Raw genomic sequence first — 15,443 nt, forward strand, 5'->3', positions numbered from 1 at the left:
TGTTCACCGTGTTCGCGTCATGCCACCTCTCGGGCGGAGACTGCTCGGTCGATGCCGTATCCGGCGGCGGCGAAGCCGGCCAGCACGACCACGGCCACCGCCATGGCCGACGCGGTCGCCGAGGGCAGCAGGTCGTCCGCGTTGCGCACGATCCAGCCGGCTGCCACGTTGCCCGCCATCTCGCCGACCGCGCTCATGATGGTGACCAGCGACAGCATCGCGGACACCTGCTCCTTGGCCACGGCCTTCCCGGCGTCGACCTGTGACTGCGGCAGCGCGAGACATTCGGCGAAGGCGAACAGCGCGAGGCCGAGCAGGACCAGGACGAGCGACGAGGTGAACGACAGCAGCACCCCGGTCCCGCAGGTGATCGCGGCCCCGGCGTACACCGCCCTGCGGCCGGTCTGGGCGAGGACCGGCATCATCGCCAGCTGGATCACGATCAGCGCCAGCGGCTCGAAGCTCAGGAACAGCTCCCGGTAGCCCGACAAGGCCGGGTTGACCTCGTCGTACAGCAGGAACATGGCCATGATGAACCCCATGGCGAAGTACGCGACCAGCGTGTACGCCAGCACCGCCACCGGTCCGGGGCGCAGCAGCAGCCCGAGGCCGCCTCCGACGGCGAGCCGTTTGGCCTTCCCGGTGTCCGAGGTCAGCCGTCGCGCGGTCGCGCCGGCCCAGGCACCGCCCGCCAGTTCCAGCAGGAGCAGGAGCACCAGTGCGTACCGTGCCACGTGGAACCGGTCGGCGGCCTCGGCGGCCAGCGGGGCCAGCAGCAGCGCCACGTTCATGACCACGAAGAACAGCTGGAACGCCCTGGCCCGGTCCTTCTCCACGGTGGCGTCGGTCAGCAGCACCCGCACCGCGACCTTCGAGACCCCGCGGCCGAACCCCGCGAGCACCGCGAAGACGAACAGTCCCGGCGGATGCACCGTGGCCAGCAGCGCCACGAAACCGGCCGATTTCAGCAGTGCGGAGATGGACAGCATCCAGCCGCTGTTCACGCCGCGGAAGACCATCGGTACGACGATGCCGCCGATCAGCGAGGCGACGACCTGGATGGACAGGGCGAGGGAGAACGTCAGCGGGGCGACCCGGGTACCGCCGAAGACCGCCACGGGCAGCATGGTCAGCACGGTGGTCATGTCGATGTTCGTGACGAACGTGAACACCAGCGCGGCCAGGACCGATCCGCGGTCGCTGGTCTGCGTGGGCTGAGGAGGCGTCGTCTCAGCGGCCTGCATGGGGTTCGGGCCTCTCCGGTGCGGGAAGGGACAGCTCCACCACCGACAGAGGGGTACCGGTGGCGGTGACGTGGGCCGGGAGGAACCCCGCGGCGGTGCCGAGGGCGGAGAAGTCCGCCGCGGTGCGTTCCCGGCCCGCCATCAGGATCATCATCAGGACGTCCAGGGACCGCCCGACGGGGACGCGGCGGTCGTCGTCGAGCACCATGTCGACGACCACGACGCGTCCGCCGGGCGCCAGCGCGTCCCGGCAGCGGCCCAGGATCTGCGAGGCCCGCTCGTCGTCCCAGTCGTGCAGGACACGCTTGAGAACGTGGACGTCCCCACCGGGGGGCACCCCGTCGAAGAACGAACCGCGCTCCACCCGGGCGCGTCCCGCGGCGATCAGCGCGGCCAGCGCGGGGACCACCTCGGTCTTCTCCCGCGGCAGTTCGAACAGGATGCCGCGCGCCCCCGGGCTGGCCGTCAGCAGCGCCGCCAGCAGCGAGCCGTCACCGCCGCCGACATCGACGACGGTCTGGCCCGGCCGCAGCGGGATGGCCGCCGCCAGTCCGCCGTCCAGGTCGCGCGAACCGTCCCGCATGGTCGCGTCGAACAGGTCGCTGATCTCCGGTGACCGGGCGAGCCACTCGAAGAAGCGCTCCTGATGGGTCAGCTCGAACGCCGGGGTGCCGGTGCGCAGTTGCTCCACGAGCCGGTCCCAGCTGTGCCAGTAGCCCTCCTGCAGCTCGCAGCGCACCCAGTTGGCGATCCCGTCCGGCGCGTCCCGGCACAGCAGCCGGGACGCCTCGGTGCCGACGTATGCGCCGGACGCGTCGAGCCCCAGGGCCTCGGCCACCACCAGGTGATCGAGGACCCTGCGCAACGGGTCGACTTCGGTCCGGGTCTCGGCGGCCAGTTCAGCGGCGGTCATCGGGCGCCGTGCCAGCAGGTCCGGGATGCCCAACTCGACCGCCGCGTACAGGCACTTGCTGGTGCGATAGGCGGTGATCTGTCCGATCAGCCGACGCCGTACCCCGTCGCCGCTCACCGCTCCCCCACCCCGGTCAGCATGCGGTGGGCCCACTGGAAGAAGGCGTCGGCCACCTTGGTCCGCGCCGGTTCCGGCATCAGCGAGAAGCCGGCCAGCGCGGTGCCCCACTCGCCCAGCACCGGGCCGTTCTCGGTCATCAGCCAGTCCACGTGCAGATAGCCGGCGTCCAGGCTCCCGGCGATACGCAGGCACATCTCCCGTACGCCGGCGATGTCCGGGTCCAGTTCGGCGACACCGCCCTGCCGCAGGTTGGCCCGGTACCGGCCCGCGGCCGGACGGCGCAGCAGCGAGACCAGCACCTCACCGCCGACCAGCATCACCCGCAGGTCGCCGGTGATCGGCAGGCACTCCTGGACCAGGTAGTTCTGGCCGGTCTGGGCGACCACGTCCAACGCCGCCGACAACTGCTCGGGGGTGTCCACGCGCAGTACCGCCGCGCCCATCCCCATCTCCCGGGGCTTGACCACGTACGGGCCGTCGCCGACGACCTCGCGCACCACAGGCAGTGCCTGGCGGGCGTAGCGGCCGAACGGCACGGCCACCGTCCGCGGGGTCGGCACGTCCAGGCTCGCCGCCCGCAGCATCATCGCCAGTTTGTCGCGCTCCAGGCACTCGGGGCCCCGCAACGCCCTGTTCAGCAGGACCGAATCGCTGGCATCCACCGTGCGATAGAGAGCCCGCAGGAAGTGGGCGGCCTGCGGGTCGGCACTGACGTCGTCGACGAGGTAGCAGTGCCGGCGCGCCAGCAGGTCCTCGCCGCGGTGCAGCAGCCGCGGCCGGTCGGCCACGACGGGGACGAGTTCGTTGGCCGGCAGGAACCGGAAGGTGAATCCGTTGCGTTCGGCGGCGGCGGTGTACTCCTTGGTCATGTCCGCCTCGATGGCGGCGGCGTAGTCGGGCGTCAGGTCGTCGGGGTGGCAGATCCAGGTCAGTACGGGTTCGGTGGGCCGTCGGGTCATGTCTCCTGGTTTCCGTACGTCCATGGGGTGCTGGTCAGTCGAGATCTCCGAGCGCTTCGGCGGCGCGGGCGATCTGCTCGTCGGTGTGCAGCGCGGATACGGCGAACCGCACCAGGCCCGTGCCTCGGGCGACGGTGGGGTAGAAGGCCGGGGTCACCAGGATCCCGGCCTTCCGCAGCCGTTCGGCCGCGGCCAGCGCGTCGGCCTCGGCGGCGAAGGCCGCGCCCCGTACCGGCGAGCGTTCACCGGCGTTGACCAGTCGGCCGTAGGTGTGCTGGTCGAACAGCTCGGTGTTCTGCCACAACCGGTCCTGCAACGGGACCACCGCACCGTTCAGGTGCAGCCGGGCCGAGGCCAGGTTGGCGCTGACCATGGGCAGGGCGATGGGGCCGCCGAAGATCAGCGGGTTGCCGAACTTGCGCAGCACCTTGGTGTCCGCGCGGTCGCGCAGCACGCCGAATCCGCCGGCGCCGCCGAACGCCTTGGACAGCGAGCCGACCAGGATCACCGAGTCGGGCAGGTCCGTGCCGAACGCCTCGTGCGCGTAGCCGCCGCCCTGGGGGCCGGCGATCGAGATCCCGTGCGCGTCGTCGACGTAGAGGTAGCCGCCCGCGGCCGCGGTCAGGGCGTTGAGTTCGACGACGTCGATCAGCCCGCCCATCGAGCCGATGCCGTCGACCAGCACGATCGGGGTCCGTCCCGCGTCCACCGCCTCGTCGAGCAGGGCGCCGAGCCCGGCGGTGTCGTGCGCGTCGAACCGGCTGACCGGGCCGATCTGTTCGAAGATGCCGCGCAGTACCTGGATCGAGGCGTGCGCGGTGCGGTCGACGAGGAACACCGGTCCGGCCTCGGCCATCGGGTAGCTGGGCAGCGCGTCGGCCGCCAGCAGCGGCAGCACACCGAGGTGGACGTTGCCGACAGAGGTGAAGGCCGTGACCGATCGCAGACCGTAGATGCGGTCCAGGATCGATTCCAGTTCCTCCAGGTCGTCCAGCCGCATCCGGGTCCGTGCGGAGGCGAAGTGCACGCCGGCGCGGTCGATGGCCTCCTTCGCGCTGTGCAGGAGCTGGGGGTGCACTTCCAACCCCAGGTAGGAGCAGGAGACGAACTCGACGGCCTCGCTGCCGTCGGCCAGTTCGACCACCTTGCCCCGGCGGCAGTGGAAGACGTGCGAGGTCAGGTCGCGCTCGGTGGCGAGGGCGAGCGCGTCGGTCGTGTTCTCAAGGCGGTTGGTCAGCCAGTTCTTGGAGATCTCCAGCAGGGCCACAGACAGTCCTCAGATGAGTGGGAACGTTCGAGTGCCGGAGTGGGGGGGGTGGATCCGGACTTGGGTCGGCGGTCAGAGCTCGACGAAGAACGGAGTCTTGCCGCGTGTGTTGCGCACGAAGTCCGCTGTGGGAACGTGCCGCAGGGTGAAGCCCCGGAAGCCCGGCATGGCAAAGACCCGGCCGAGGTGGTAACCCTCGCGCAGCCGCCGGAGCACCTCGTCGCCGGTGGGGCGGACGGCGAGCCGGTCGGCGAGCAGGAGGACGACGTCGAATCCGCGGTCGGGGGCGCGCCGTACCTGGAACTGGCAGTCGGCCGGGTCGGCCACTCCGAGGCCGCGCAGCTGAGCCATGACCAGGTCCTGGGAGATCGTCGCGCCGTCGACGTTGAGCGAGCGGGGCACGCGTCCGGTCAGCGTGATCCGCGAGGTGGGGCTGCCGCAGGCGCAGCCGCCGGTGGTGTGCCGTATCGCACGGTCGCCCATCCGAAAGCGCACCAGGGGCATCCCGGTGTCGGTCAGCGTGGTGGTGATGACCTCGCCTTCCTCGCCGTCGGCCACCTCGGCGCCGGTCTCCGGGTCGACCACCTCGACGAACATCGCGTCGTCGTGCACATGGTGGGTGCCGTCGCCCTGAAAGGGGCACTGGTAGCCGATGGGGCCCGTCTCGCTGGTCGAGTAGGACAGCGACCTCACCCGCAATCCGGGGATCGCCTCGGTCATGACCGCCGCGCGGGCCGCTCCGAGGTTCTCGCCGATGTACAGGTAGGTACGCAGCGACGCCAGCGACGCCAGGTTCGCCGGGTCGGACAGCAGGTCGGCGCCCATCGCGGGCGAGCCGATCAGCGTGTCGATTCGGTGTTCGCGGATGACCTCCAGCAGTTCCTCCGTGCGCATCGAGGTCCCCAGGGGATACGTCTGCGCGCCGAGGCGCCGGGTGAGGTCCTGGGCGAAGGAGAACGCCCCGTTCAGTTCACCGGGGTAGAGGCAGTTGCCCACCCGGCTCGGGGCCGTCGTCAGCGCGGCGCGTACGCCCCGTGCGCCGAGGTGGGTGACCCGGACGTCGAACTCCCAGGAGTGGTAGAGGACTTTGCGCTTTCCCGAGGTGCCGCTGGAGCGCAGCACCATTCCGCTGTCGGCGCTGTCGAGCACCAGATCGGTCACCGCGGGCGGGCACAAGTCCTCAAGCGTGTCGGGCGACATGAGGGGTAGTTCGGACAGGTCGTCCGCGGTACGGACGCCCTCGATACCAGGCCATCGGGCTGCCGCGGCGGGACGTTTCACGATGGCGTCCACCGTCGCCAACAGGTTGTCGCTACGCAGGCGCGCGAGTTCGTCTGCTCCGAGAGCCTCCAGGTCGTCCGCTAGTTGAACACGCGAATTGCTTGATCTTAAAGGGCGAACAGAGATCGACACTTCCGCTTCCCCCGTCGTTCTTCACCGGGCATCCGCCTGCGCCCGTCGGCGCTTACGCTACGCGGAGCCCGAGCGGCCCGGGCTAGCGAAATTGAGCCAACTCCCGACATGATCTTCGACAAAACCATCGCATGCGGAATCGGATGCTCCACCCGGCATGATCACGCTATTCAGCAACCGGCACACAAGGCTGCAGCCCCCACGTTGACGTGCACTCCAACCACTTCCACACACAAGCGATTTGCCCCTGGAACACATTCCCTGAACAACGATCACACTTAAGCAACTCCAGCCGCATTTCTTGATCACGACCTCTCCGACACGTCGCCGCCGCGGCGACATTTCCCCAGCGGCGGCATTTCCCCGTATCCCATACGGTCTTCCACATACCCCTGGTAAACCGGAGTGGCATGCTCCATGACCCTTCATTCCCTTCATTCCCTTCACTCCCCGCCCGGCTCCATCACCGGTCCACGACGCACACTCGACGCGCAGACGCACAGCGTGGGCAGCTGCCACAGCGCGGGTCGGCTGTAGACCGGTTGCGGGCCGGTCGCGAACCGGCACGACGAACGATCGGACTGATGCCGGCCGGACACGACGACCGGGAGCGTATCCGCGCCACACGCGAAGCACGGCGCCCCAGACGAAGCCGGCAACAGCGCGCTCACGAACCTTCGATGACGCGCCGGCTGTCCGGTATCCGCCCCTCGGCGTCCGCGAGGGCTGAACGGCCGCCGCACCGAGAAAATCGCGCACGCCCCGGCCCGACGCGGACAGTCGTGGGCGAGCCGCTACGGGCACGGCCGGCGGGGCCCACGCGTCAGACATCCATCGCACAGCGCCCGCCGATGCCGCACGGCTCCAAGGTCGCCCCCACTCACAAAGAGGGCCCACCCGCCGAAGCCAGTGACTCCGGCGGTCGGAAGCTCAACTCCCTTGCACCGTAAGGGCCCGCCAAAGGCAGGACGTTCCGCTCCCTCTCCGGATCCGCCACTCACGTCGTCGGCGGCAAGCGCGCTGCGGTGTGCCGTCGCACCGCATTAGCCGTCCGTTAGCAGAACGCCAACCCGGTCTTCGAAGCTGATTTTCGTCCGGAGTGAGAGACAAGAGAACACAGCAACGGGAGACCTGATGAACACCGCCACCACCCGCTTCCGCGGCCGTGCCGGCCGCCGCCTCGCCGCCACCGTCGTCGCCACCGCGGCGCTGGGGCTGGGTGCCACCGCCTGCGGGCAGGGCTCCGGGACAACGGGCGCCGCCGGCCCCTCGGCCTCGGCCCAGCCCACGAGCGGCTCTCCCTCCGACAAGTCCAACTCGCAGGGCCACAACGGCGGCAAGTCCACCGCGGCGCCGTCCGCCGCCCGGGGCTCGGGCACCGGCGGCAGCACCGGCGGCAAGCCCGCCTCCACCGGGGGCGGCGTCGCCCACGCCGGTAACCACCGCACGATCGTCGGCACGCTGAACTACCTCGCGCCCGGTAAACTGATCGTCAAGCCCCAGGGAGGCGGCACCGACCAGGCATTCCTGATCTCCAACGCCACGCGGATCCTCGGCGCGGCCGCGATCTGCTCCGACTCCGACGGCAGCGTGACCATCGGCAGGGACGGCTACGGCACCTCGAAGTGCACCGTGAACCAACTGGAGACGGCTGCGAAGACCAACAGCGTCACCGTCCGCGTCACCATGAACCCCAAGTCCGGCGGTGCCGAGACGGTCGAGGAGAAGTACCACCCGTAAGCCCCGGCACCCCTTCGCCGCGGCCACCACCCGTTCGACCAACGTCTACGCCAACGTGCTGTGCCCGGACCCCAGCGCCCTGTTCACCTACCTCACCACCAGGGTCGCGGCGCTGCCCTCGATCCAGCACATGGAGACCGCAGCGGTCACCCAGACCATCAAGACCCTCTGACGCACGGATCGGAACCGCCCGCGGACGTGACCGTACGCCTCGCGCTTCCGCCTGGCCCGGCGTCCAGGAAGTGATCACATGAGCAGCAAGCGCCTCCGACCGGCAACACCATTGACATGGCGGACAGTTCGATCGCCTGACCTGTGCAATGGCCGCCCTGCGGTGACCCGACAGCCGCCGACTGTCGGACAGGGCAACGCGGTTGTCCGCCGGGAACCTGCCGGGGAAGCGGTGCCGCGGCGGCCGGATGGGGAGCAGCAGGGCAGCCAGCGTGGCGTGAGCATGGCTCGATGGCTCCGCACCATGCGTACATGCCGCCAGCGCGACAGCAGGGCTCGTCGTAGCACCGAGACAGCGGACTTCCCGAGGGGAGTCCGGCCGGGGCCGAACTCCGGCCGCCGGCCGGGCTTCCCCGAGAAGCCCGGCCGGCGGCCTTTTCTTCCGACTGCGGGTCGAGCAGTGCCCCGCGGTCTGGCCCTTCAGAGGCCGAAAGGGTCCGGGACCGGCCTGTGGCGCGGACGCCGGGCCCGGTGTTATTCCCCGGCGCCCCCACCCACCGCACGTACCGGGCCTTCCCCGCCTTCCTTGGCTTCCCCGGCTTCCTTGCCTCCCTTGCCTTCCCTGCCCTCCGAGCCCCCGCTCTTACCTTCATCGCCCCCCTTGTCTCCCCTGTCTCCCTTGTCGCCCTCGTCCCCCTTGCCTTCCCGGCCCTCCGAGCCTCCGGCCTTGCCTTCGTCGCCCCTCTTGTCTCCCCTGCCTTCCCTGCCCTCCGAACCTCCGCTCCTGCCTTCGCCGCCCCCCTTGTCACCCATGAAGTCGACGCTGTTGTCGCAGCCCATGGACGAGCCCATCCTGGTGCTCTGCGCACCGGGGGAGCCCTCGCCGCCGAGCGCGTTACCCAGCACGCCGTTGAGGATCCCGACCTCGCCGAGGACGTCGACGTTCGTGTCGTGCGACCGGCACTGGCTGCCCTGCCTGACCTCGAAGTCGGTGCCGCCCCTCCCGCCTTCCTTCTCGCCATGGGCGTACGCGGTGCCGGCGCCCACGAAGCCGAAGCTGCCGAGGACGGCGGCCACGACTGCGGCCTTCTGAAGCTTGCGCATTTTTTCTCCGGTGGTCGAACGGATGCAATCCGTGATATAGCGACTTCGTACAGTCATAGGAGGCTAATACGAAATATTCCGGAGGTAATCGATGACGCGCCGGATTCACGGCCGTTGCGAACGAGCAGCTGTCGGGAGCCGCCCTGCGCCCTGGGCAGGACGGGCATCGACTGGCCGCGACAGGTGCAGACACTCCGCTCCAACAGCCCTGACCCCAGGGGCCGGCGTGCGCGCCACACATGGCGTCGCTCCTGCGCCCGCCATCACAGCCGGCGGAGCCCACGAACACAGGACCTCACACTCGTGCTTGCCCAGGTGAGCCAGCTCCGGACGGCGCAGCTCGTGATCCGGGGGGAATGCGTTGAGCCAGCGCCTGATCGCCACTGTGCCGCGCCGCGCTCCGCCATCTCGCGTACCCGCATCCATCCGCTTCGCTGCTGAGGGACGGGGGCGCCGTACGGCTTGGTGCTCGCCGCGACGATCCGTAGGCCGTCCTTCCCAGCGGAGGCGTGGCCTTTCCCGGCTGCTCGCTCCGTAGCCAGGGGGCCGGACCCCGCCCGCTCCGCGGAGAGGTGGAGCACGGTCGGGGAGCTGTCCACGGTGATGGCGCTCGGCGTCTTCCCTGGTGCAGTCCGGGCCACCGTGGCCTCTTCGTCCGTCTTGGCGCCTGCCCCATCAGGGGTGGGAGGCAGAGCGGGCCGTGCCTGGACCAGAATCACTACGCGGTGCGTGGTCTCCGTTCCGGTGCCCTGCCGTGCGCTCATCGTTCCGCCCTCCCTCACTCGCTGCTGACGACCACCGGATGGAAGCTGACCGCCCGTCCGTGACATGAGGTCGATGTGATGCACAACACAGGGCGGGGTGGGGACCGTTGAGGTGGTGTCGCATGACGTCCCCCGGGCTGCTGCAGACGGTCAACAGTCCTGTCGCTTATGCAGGTTGACGCCGGGATCGGCGGCGTCCACTGGATGCCGTGGGCTTCCACATGACTGGGGCACGGCGGCCGAGGGGCACGCGGTGGTCGGCCGGACCGGTCGGGACGGCACACCGATCCGACCGCGCGGCACCGTCGCGCCAGGGCATCCCCGTTCCTTCACTTGGTGGAACGGGAACCTCGCACGGAGTGCGCCGGACCGGCAGGCCGGATGCTGTGCCGGCGTGCCAGGCTGAGGGCTGCCGGTCGTCGTGCATCACCGGGTGCGGCGCCGCGCGCGTGAATCGCCGGGTGCGGCGCGTTGCGCCTCGTGAAGGGCTTGTCTGTCCAGAGCGGACGATCACGGCAGAGGGCAGTACCCACTACTCCTTGCCACTCTCAACATATAGCGGACTGGGGGCCTTGCGGCAAGGCCCCGGTCATACCGCACAATCGCTGACCTCAGCCAGAACCTTCGGTAATGGGGGCTTTTCCAAGTGCATGTGTTGTTCTCGGCCTGTGGGTCGTGTGGCGGTGGCGAGCCGGCGTTGGGACTCCATCCGCGATCGCGGGCGCTCGGCGCCGAGGTGCGCGCAGATGCGCCGTTGGACCTCGCGGGCGCGACCTCGGATCGGAGCTGGTGACGTGAATCCCCTGAGCACCAGCGTGTTCGACCTTCCCGACCGCCTCTCCCCCAAGGCCGACCCGACACTGATAGCCGGCGACGAGCTGCACTTCGCGGCCATCGCGGAGAGCCTTGAGCAGTCGATCGCCGAACTGTCCGACCGCCTCGACGCCGAGCTGAGGGCGCCCGGCGGCATCGGCCGCCAGGCGATGGACCGGGACGCGGAGGTCCAGCGACTGACCGGGCGCCTGCGCGCCCTGCGTCGCTTCGGATGGGATCTGTGCCTCGGGCGCGTCGTCGGCGCGGACGACCCCGAGCCCGTGTACATCGGACGGCTCGGCCTCACCGACAGCACGGGACGTCGGCTGCTGGTCGACTGGCGCTCCCCCGCGGCCGCATCGTTCTTCGCGGCGACCCACGCCAACCCGATGGGTCTGGCGAGCCGCCGCAGGTACCGCTGGACGAGCGGCCGGATCAGCGACTACTGGGACGAGGTGTTCACCGCCGACGGACTGGACGGGCATTCCGCACTGGATGACCAGTCCGCGTTCATCGCCAGTCTGGGCAGCACCCGGTCGTCCCGGATGCGCGACGTGCTGGCCACCATCCAGGCCGACCAGGACGCCATCATCCGGGCGGGATCCCGGGGCGCTCTCGTCGTCGACGGCGGTCCGGGTACGGGCAAGACCGTGGTCGCTCTGCATCGGACCGCCCACCTCCTCTACTCCGACCCTCGCCTCGGCCACCGTCACGGCGGCGTGCTGTTCGTCGGTCCGCACCAGCCCTACCTGGCCTATGTCGAGGACGTCCTGCCCAGTCTCGGGGAGGAGGGCGTGCAGACCTGCACCGTACGGGACCTCGTCGCCGAAGGGGCCGGAGCGGCGGTCGAGGCCGACCCGGACGTCGCCCTGCTGAAGTCGTCCGCGGACATGGTCAAGGCAATCGAGGCGGCCGTCAGGTTCTACGAGGAGCCGCCGGCCGAGGGGATGACGGTCACGACCGACTGGGCCGACATCTGGCTGAGCGCGGACGACTGGGCCGAGGCGTTCGACGCGCCGGATCCCAGCACTGAGCACAACGAGGCGCGCGAGCAGATCTGGGAGGAACTGGTCACGATCCTGCTGGACAAGCTCGACGGCGATGTCTCGCCCGACGTGTTCCACAGCTCGCTGCGGCACGACGAGGAGCTGGTCACCGCCCTCAACCGCGCATGGCCCCTGCTCGAAGCGACCGACCTCGTCGGAGACCTGTGGTCGGTCCCCGCGTATCTGCGGCTGTGCGCTCCCTGGCTCAGCCGCGATGAGGTGCGCAGGCTGCAGCGCAAGGAGGCGCCCCAGGCATGGACGGTGTCCGACCTGCCGCTCCTGGACGCGGCGCGGCAGCGGCTCGGCGACCCGGAGGCGGCACGTCGCAAGCGCCGGCAGGAGGCCGCCGTCGCCGCCGAACGCGCCCGCATGGCCGACGTCATCGACAACGTGCTGGCGGCCGATGACGACGGTGAAGGCGCAGTGACGATGCTGCGCGGACAGGATCTGCGGGACAGGCTGATCGACCGGACCGCCGTGCCCGGCGCCGACCCGGACCGGCTCGCCGGCCCGTTCGCGCACATCGTCGTGGACGAGGCGCAGGAACTGACCGACGCGGAGTGGCAGATGCTGCTGCTGCGCTGTCCGTCCCGAAGCTTCACCATCGTCGGGGACCGCGCCCAGGCCAGGCGCGGGTTCACGGAGTCGTGGCAGGAACGGCTGAAGCGGATCGGGCTCGACCGGATCGAGGTGGCCTCCCTGAGCGTCAACTACCGTACGCCGGAAGAGGTCATGGCGGAGGCCGAGCCGTTCATCCGGGCCGAGCTCCCCGACGCCAACGTGCCGACGTCCATCCGCAGCGGCGGTGTACCCGTCACCTACGGATCCGTTGCGGATCGGGAGTCGATCCTCGGCGCCTGGCTCGCCGCGCATGCCGATGGGATCGCCTGCGTCATCGGCGATCCCACGTTCCAGGCGACGTCCCGTGTGCGGTCGCTGACCCCGGAACTTTCGAAGGGGCTGGAGTTCGACCTGGTCGTTGTCGTCGACCCGGAGGAGTTCGGCAAGGGCATCGAAGGAGCGGTCGATCGCTATGTCGCGATGACCCGGGCGACCCGGCAACTCGTCATCCTGACGAGCTCCTGACGGGCTCCTGACGTCGACCCGTTGTGGGCCACGTCCCCGATCCGCCACCGGGCCGCCGCTCCTCGTGGCGCCCCGGCTTGACCGGTTCCTCGTAGCGCTCCCGGGTCCCACGGCCGATCATCTCGGACATCACCCCCGCGGACCCGGGTGCGACACCCCTCTGTGCCGCCAACTCGCCCAGAACACCCGCCCATTGACACCATGCGGCGGCCTACCCGGGCCGGGCAGGGTGCCTGGGAACGGCGCGTGAAGCCGTCCTGCCCCTGCCGCCAGTGCGTGGAACGGCAAACCACCCAACAGAACACCGGCGGCATCAGCGGACCACGCACCCACGGACAACCCCGGTCCCGCGTCATCACCGGCGACGACGCATCGGCGCGCATCGCGCGCGCGGGAGCGTGTGTCGAGCGGGCCGGCCATGGGGAACATGCGGCCACGGGCCGGGCGGCACCGGCCTGCCCAAGACCACCGTCCACCGCCTGCCGGCGTCGATGTGCGACGCCGGGCGACACCAATTGCCGGAGGCTCTTACAAGCGCTGACCCGGTGAGCCGAGTTCGGCCTGCCGAAGACTGCGGAACACCGCGGGGGTCGCCCAGCCGCGCAGCATGGCGTGAATCGTCGATCGGAATGCCGCCTCGGCCGTGTGGGCGTCGAAGCCCCCAGCCAGTTCGAGCGTCACGAGCCCGTGCAGGGTCACCCAGAGCGAGAGGGCGATCGACGTCACTTCGCCGGCGAGGACGGACCCTTCCACACCCCGGTCGATCGCCGCGATGAGCGGCCGGATGGGGTCACGGGCGCCGACCGCCCCCGACGGCTCGAAGGACTGCACCCCTCCGAACAGCACCATGTACAGGTGCCTGTGTCCGCATCCCCATCGCCGGTACGCGACGGCCAGTGCGTACATGTCGGCGAGGGGGTCCTGAGAAGTCGGCACCGCCGACAGGTCCTGGAACAGGCTGGCGACGGCTCGGTCGCGCACCGCCCCGATCAACCCGTCCTTACCGCCGAACAGGGAGTACACCGCCGTCGTCGACGCGCCGGCGGCAGCCGCCACGGCGCGGACTGTGACCGACTCCCGCGGACCCGTGGCGAGCAGCTCGGTCGCGCACTCCACAAGCCGCTCTTTGACCGTCTCGTCGTTCGTCCTGGGCCTACCCACGACGAGAAGCCTACCTCCTCTGATAACGTCGTTTTGAAACGGCGTTCCGAAACTCCGGGGGTCCATCTTGCCCACATTCGCCCTGCGCCTTGTCCGCTTCGCCGGACGCTTACTACTGGCGCTGACTGCCGTCACAACGCTGGTTGTTGTCTTTCTCGTACTGATCGTCCTCACGGACGGGGCCGGCTCGGGACTCGCCGCATGGCTCACGACCCTTGGACTCGCTTCTGCCGCCGCACTGTGGCGGGGCCGCGGCCGTACCCGGGCGGCGCGACTCGTGCCGTTCCTACCGGTGGTTGTCGCGGCGGCACTGACGGCGTCGGTCTGCATCCCTACCGTGCCCACGACCCGGCGGTACCCGCCCGCCCTGCCGTTCGTGGCCACACAGCACTGGAAACTGGCCACAGGCAGCCAGGTCGCGGTGTACCACTACCCGCCCGCAGCACCCAGAACTCGACACCCCATCCCGCTCGTGTACCTCAACGGTGGACCAGTCCGCGGCATATCGGTACTCGACCACCGGTTCCTGCAACTCCTGGCGCGCCAGGGCTACGACGTCTACGCCTACGAACAGGCCGGCGGCGGCCGCAGCGACCTGCTCTCCATGGACCAGTACACGATCTCCAGATCAGTCCGTGACCTCGACGCCTTCACCCGCCGTCTGGACAGGGGCAAGGTCGACGTCCTCGGCTTCTCGTCAGGCGCGGTCGTGGTCACACGTGCCCTGGCCGCCCCCTCCGTCGCCGCACATCTGCACCGGGCGATCATCGCTGAGCCCGGCCCGATGGACGGCTCCACGTCGAGGATCACCGGGCACCAGGGACGCCCATCCGCACGCGGTCTCGCGCCGGGCATGACCGGACCACGATCAACGCAACTCCCCCGGTACGCCGTGGCATTCGGACTCATGCGACTCGGGCTCCTCACCCCTGACACCGGACTGATCGGACAGGCTGAAGGCGACAACGCATTCACCGCCGCAGACCTCGGCAGCGACACCGCGTCCGCCTACTGCGCGCGCGACGCGCACCGCATCCCGACCGAAGACACGGCACAGAACTTCTCCTTCAGCTCCGCTCCCAGCCTCCACATCCAGCAGACGGTGAAGGACTCACCCTCCAGCGCCCCGCAACTGAGGCGCTCCAAGACGCCCGCCATGCTGATGATCGCCGAGTGCTCTTCCCAGGTTCGCCAATGGGAGACCACCATCCTTGCCAACGACCCCGCTGTCCAACGCACGCAGTACATGCCGGAAGTCGGGCATCACATGTGGAACGGTCTGGATGACAACAACGACCGAGCCGCCGCCGTCATCACCTCGTTCCTTCAAGGCAAGCCGGCCCCCCTGCCGAACTACCCCACCCGCGACGAGATCCCCGCCTTCCTACGCGACCACAAGTGACGCCCCCAGCCCGTCCCCGGCAGCTGCGCGTCAACGATGGAAGCTGCATGGGTCCCACCTCCAGTACAGCCACCGAGTGCTCCCCAGAAGAGACGCCCCTTGTTCGGGCCGGCCTTCGGCCCGATGATGCAGGCACGGCGGTTCGGCAGTGCCCTGGGCGTTCCTCTGCCTCGACGGCCCGGCCATCACCGCCGGCGCCGTGCTCGCCACCAGGGACGGCACGGCGACAGCGAAGCAATG

11 protein-coding genes are annotated in these 15,443 nt (G+C 69.8%); 4 read left to right on the forward strand and 7 right to left on the reverse strand.

Annotated elements, in window-relative coordinates; translation table 11 throughout:
- Nucleotides 1-17 precede the first annotated feature (17 nt).
- The 5 genes from GR130_RS21720 to GR130_RS21740 form a co-directional block, all read right to left on the reverse strand.
- Complete coding sequence (locus GR130_RS21720) at nucleotides 18-1,244, reverse strand: MFS transporter (protein ID WP_159506244.1); 1,227 nt, start codon at nucleotides 1,242-1,244, stop codon at nucleotides 18-20.
- Nucleotides 1,231-2,274, reverse strand: coding sequence for a methyltransferase (locus GR130_RS21725; RefSeq protein ID WP_159506245.1), 1,044 nt, complete (start codon nucleotides 2,272-2,274; stop codon nucleotides 1,231-1,233). The genes GR130_RS21720 and GR130_RS21725 overlap by 14 nt, the downstream gene beginning before the upstream one ends.
- Complete coding sequence (locus GR130_RS21730) at nucleotides 2,271-3,236, reverse strand: ATP-grasp domain-containing protein (RefSeq protein ID WP_159506246.1); 966 nt, start codon at nucleotides 3,234-3,236, stop codon at nucleotides 2,271-2,273. The genes GR130_RS21725 and GR130_RS21730 overlap by 4 nt, the downstream gene beginning before the upstream one ends.
- A 34-nt stretch (nucleotides 3,237-3,270) precedes the next feature.
- The gene (locus tag GR130_RS21735; protein ID WP_201304963.1) at nucleotides 3,271-4,503 is read right to left on the reverse strand and encodes an aminotransferase class I/II-fold pyridoxal phosphate-dependent enzyme; all 1,233 of its coding nucleotides are present in this window, start codon (nucleotides 4,501-4,503) and stop codon (nucleotides 3,271-3,273) included.
- 72 nt (nucleotides 4,504-4,575) lie between these two features.
- On the reverse strand, nucleotides 4,576-5,784 hold the full coding sequence (locus GR130_RS21740) for a phenylacetate--CoA ligase family protein (protein ID WP_159506247.1): 1,209 nt from the start codon (nucleotides 5,782-5,784) through the stop codon (nucleotides 4,576-4,578).
- A 1,266-nt stretch (nucleotides 5,785-7,050) separates the two neighbouring features.
- Here GR130_RS21740 and GR130_RS21745 point away from each other — a divergent pair.
- Both GR130_RS21745 and GR130_RS21750 read left to right on the forward strand, forming a co-directional pair.
- On the forward strand, nucleotides 7,051-7,656 hold the full coding sequence (locus GR130_RS21745; RefSeq protein WP_159506248.1) for a hypothetical protein: 606 nt from the start codon (nucleotides 7,051-7,053) through the stop codon (nucleotides 7,654-7,656).
- On the forward strand, nucleotides 7,622-7,828 hold the full coding sequence (locus GR130_RS21750) for a hypothetical protein (RefSeq protein WP_159506249.1): 207 nt from the start codon (nucleotides 7,622-7,624) through the stop codon (nucleotides 7,826-7,828). Before GR130_RS21745 ends, GR130_RS21750 begins: the two co-directional genes overlap by 35 nt.
- A gap of 533 nt (nucleotides 7,829-8,361) precedes the next feature.
- Here GR130_RS21750 and GR130_RS21755 read toward each other — a convergent pair.
- A complete protein-coding gene (locus tag GR130_RS21755) occupies nucleotides 8,362-8,931 on the reverse strand; it encodes a hypothetical protein (protein ID WP_159506250.1) in 570 nt (189 codons plus the stop codon).
- A gap of 1,558 nt (nucleotides 8,932-10,489) precedes the next feature.
- Here GR130_RS21755 and helR point away from each other — a divergent pair.
- Entirely contained in the window at nucleotides 10,490-12,640 is a 2,151-nt protein-coding gene (helR, locus tag GR130_RS21760; protein WP_159506251.1) for an RNA polymerase recycling motor ATPase HelR, read from the forward strand.
- A 528-nt stretch (nucleotides 12,641-13,168) separates the two neighbouring features.
- On the opposite strand, the gene GR130_RS21765 is transcribed toward helR, so the two are convergent.
- Nucleotides 13,169-13,801, reverse strand: a complete 633-nt coding sequence (locus tag GR130_RS21765; protein WP_159510126.1) for a TetR/AcrR family transcriptional regulator — start codon at nucleotides 13,799-13,801, stop codon at nucleotides 13,169-13,171.
- A 67-nt stretch (nucleotides 13,802-13,868) separates the two neighbouring features.
- Between GR130_RS21765 and GR130_RS21770 the strand changes: the two genes are divergently transcribed.
- Entirely contained in the window at nucleotides 13,869-15,203 is a 1,335-nt protein-coding gene (locus tag GR130_RS21770; RefSeq protein WP_159506252.1) for an alpha/beta fold hydrolase, read from the forward strand.
- Nucleotides 15,204-15,443: the final 240 nt, after the last annotated feature.

Source organism: Streptomyces sp. GS7 (assembly GCF_009834125.1).
Taxonomy (GTDB): Bacteria; Actinomycetota; Actinomycetes; order Streptomycetales; family Streptomycetaceae; genus Streptomyces.

Coding starts and splice junctions, on each gene's coding strand:
- GR130_RS21720 (WP_159506244.1), bottom strand. CDS start 1,244: ATGCAGGCCGCTGAGACGACGCCTCCTCAGCCCACGCAGACCAGCGAC.
- GR130_RS21730 (WP_159506246.1), bottom strand. CDS start 3,236: ATGACCCGACGGCCCACCGAACCCGTACTGACCTGGATCTGCCACCCC.
- GR130_RS21745 (WP_159506248.1), top strand. CDS start 7,051: ATGAACACCGCCACCACCCGCTTCCGCGGCCGTGCCGGCCGCCGCCTC.
- GR130_RS21755 (WP_159506250.1), bottom strand. CDS start 8,931: ATGCGCAAGCTTCAGAAGGCCGCAGTCGTGGCCGCCGTCCTCGGCAGC.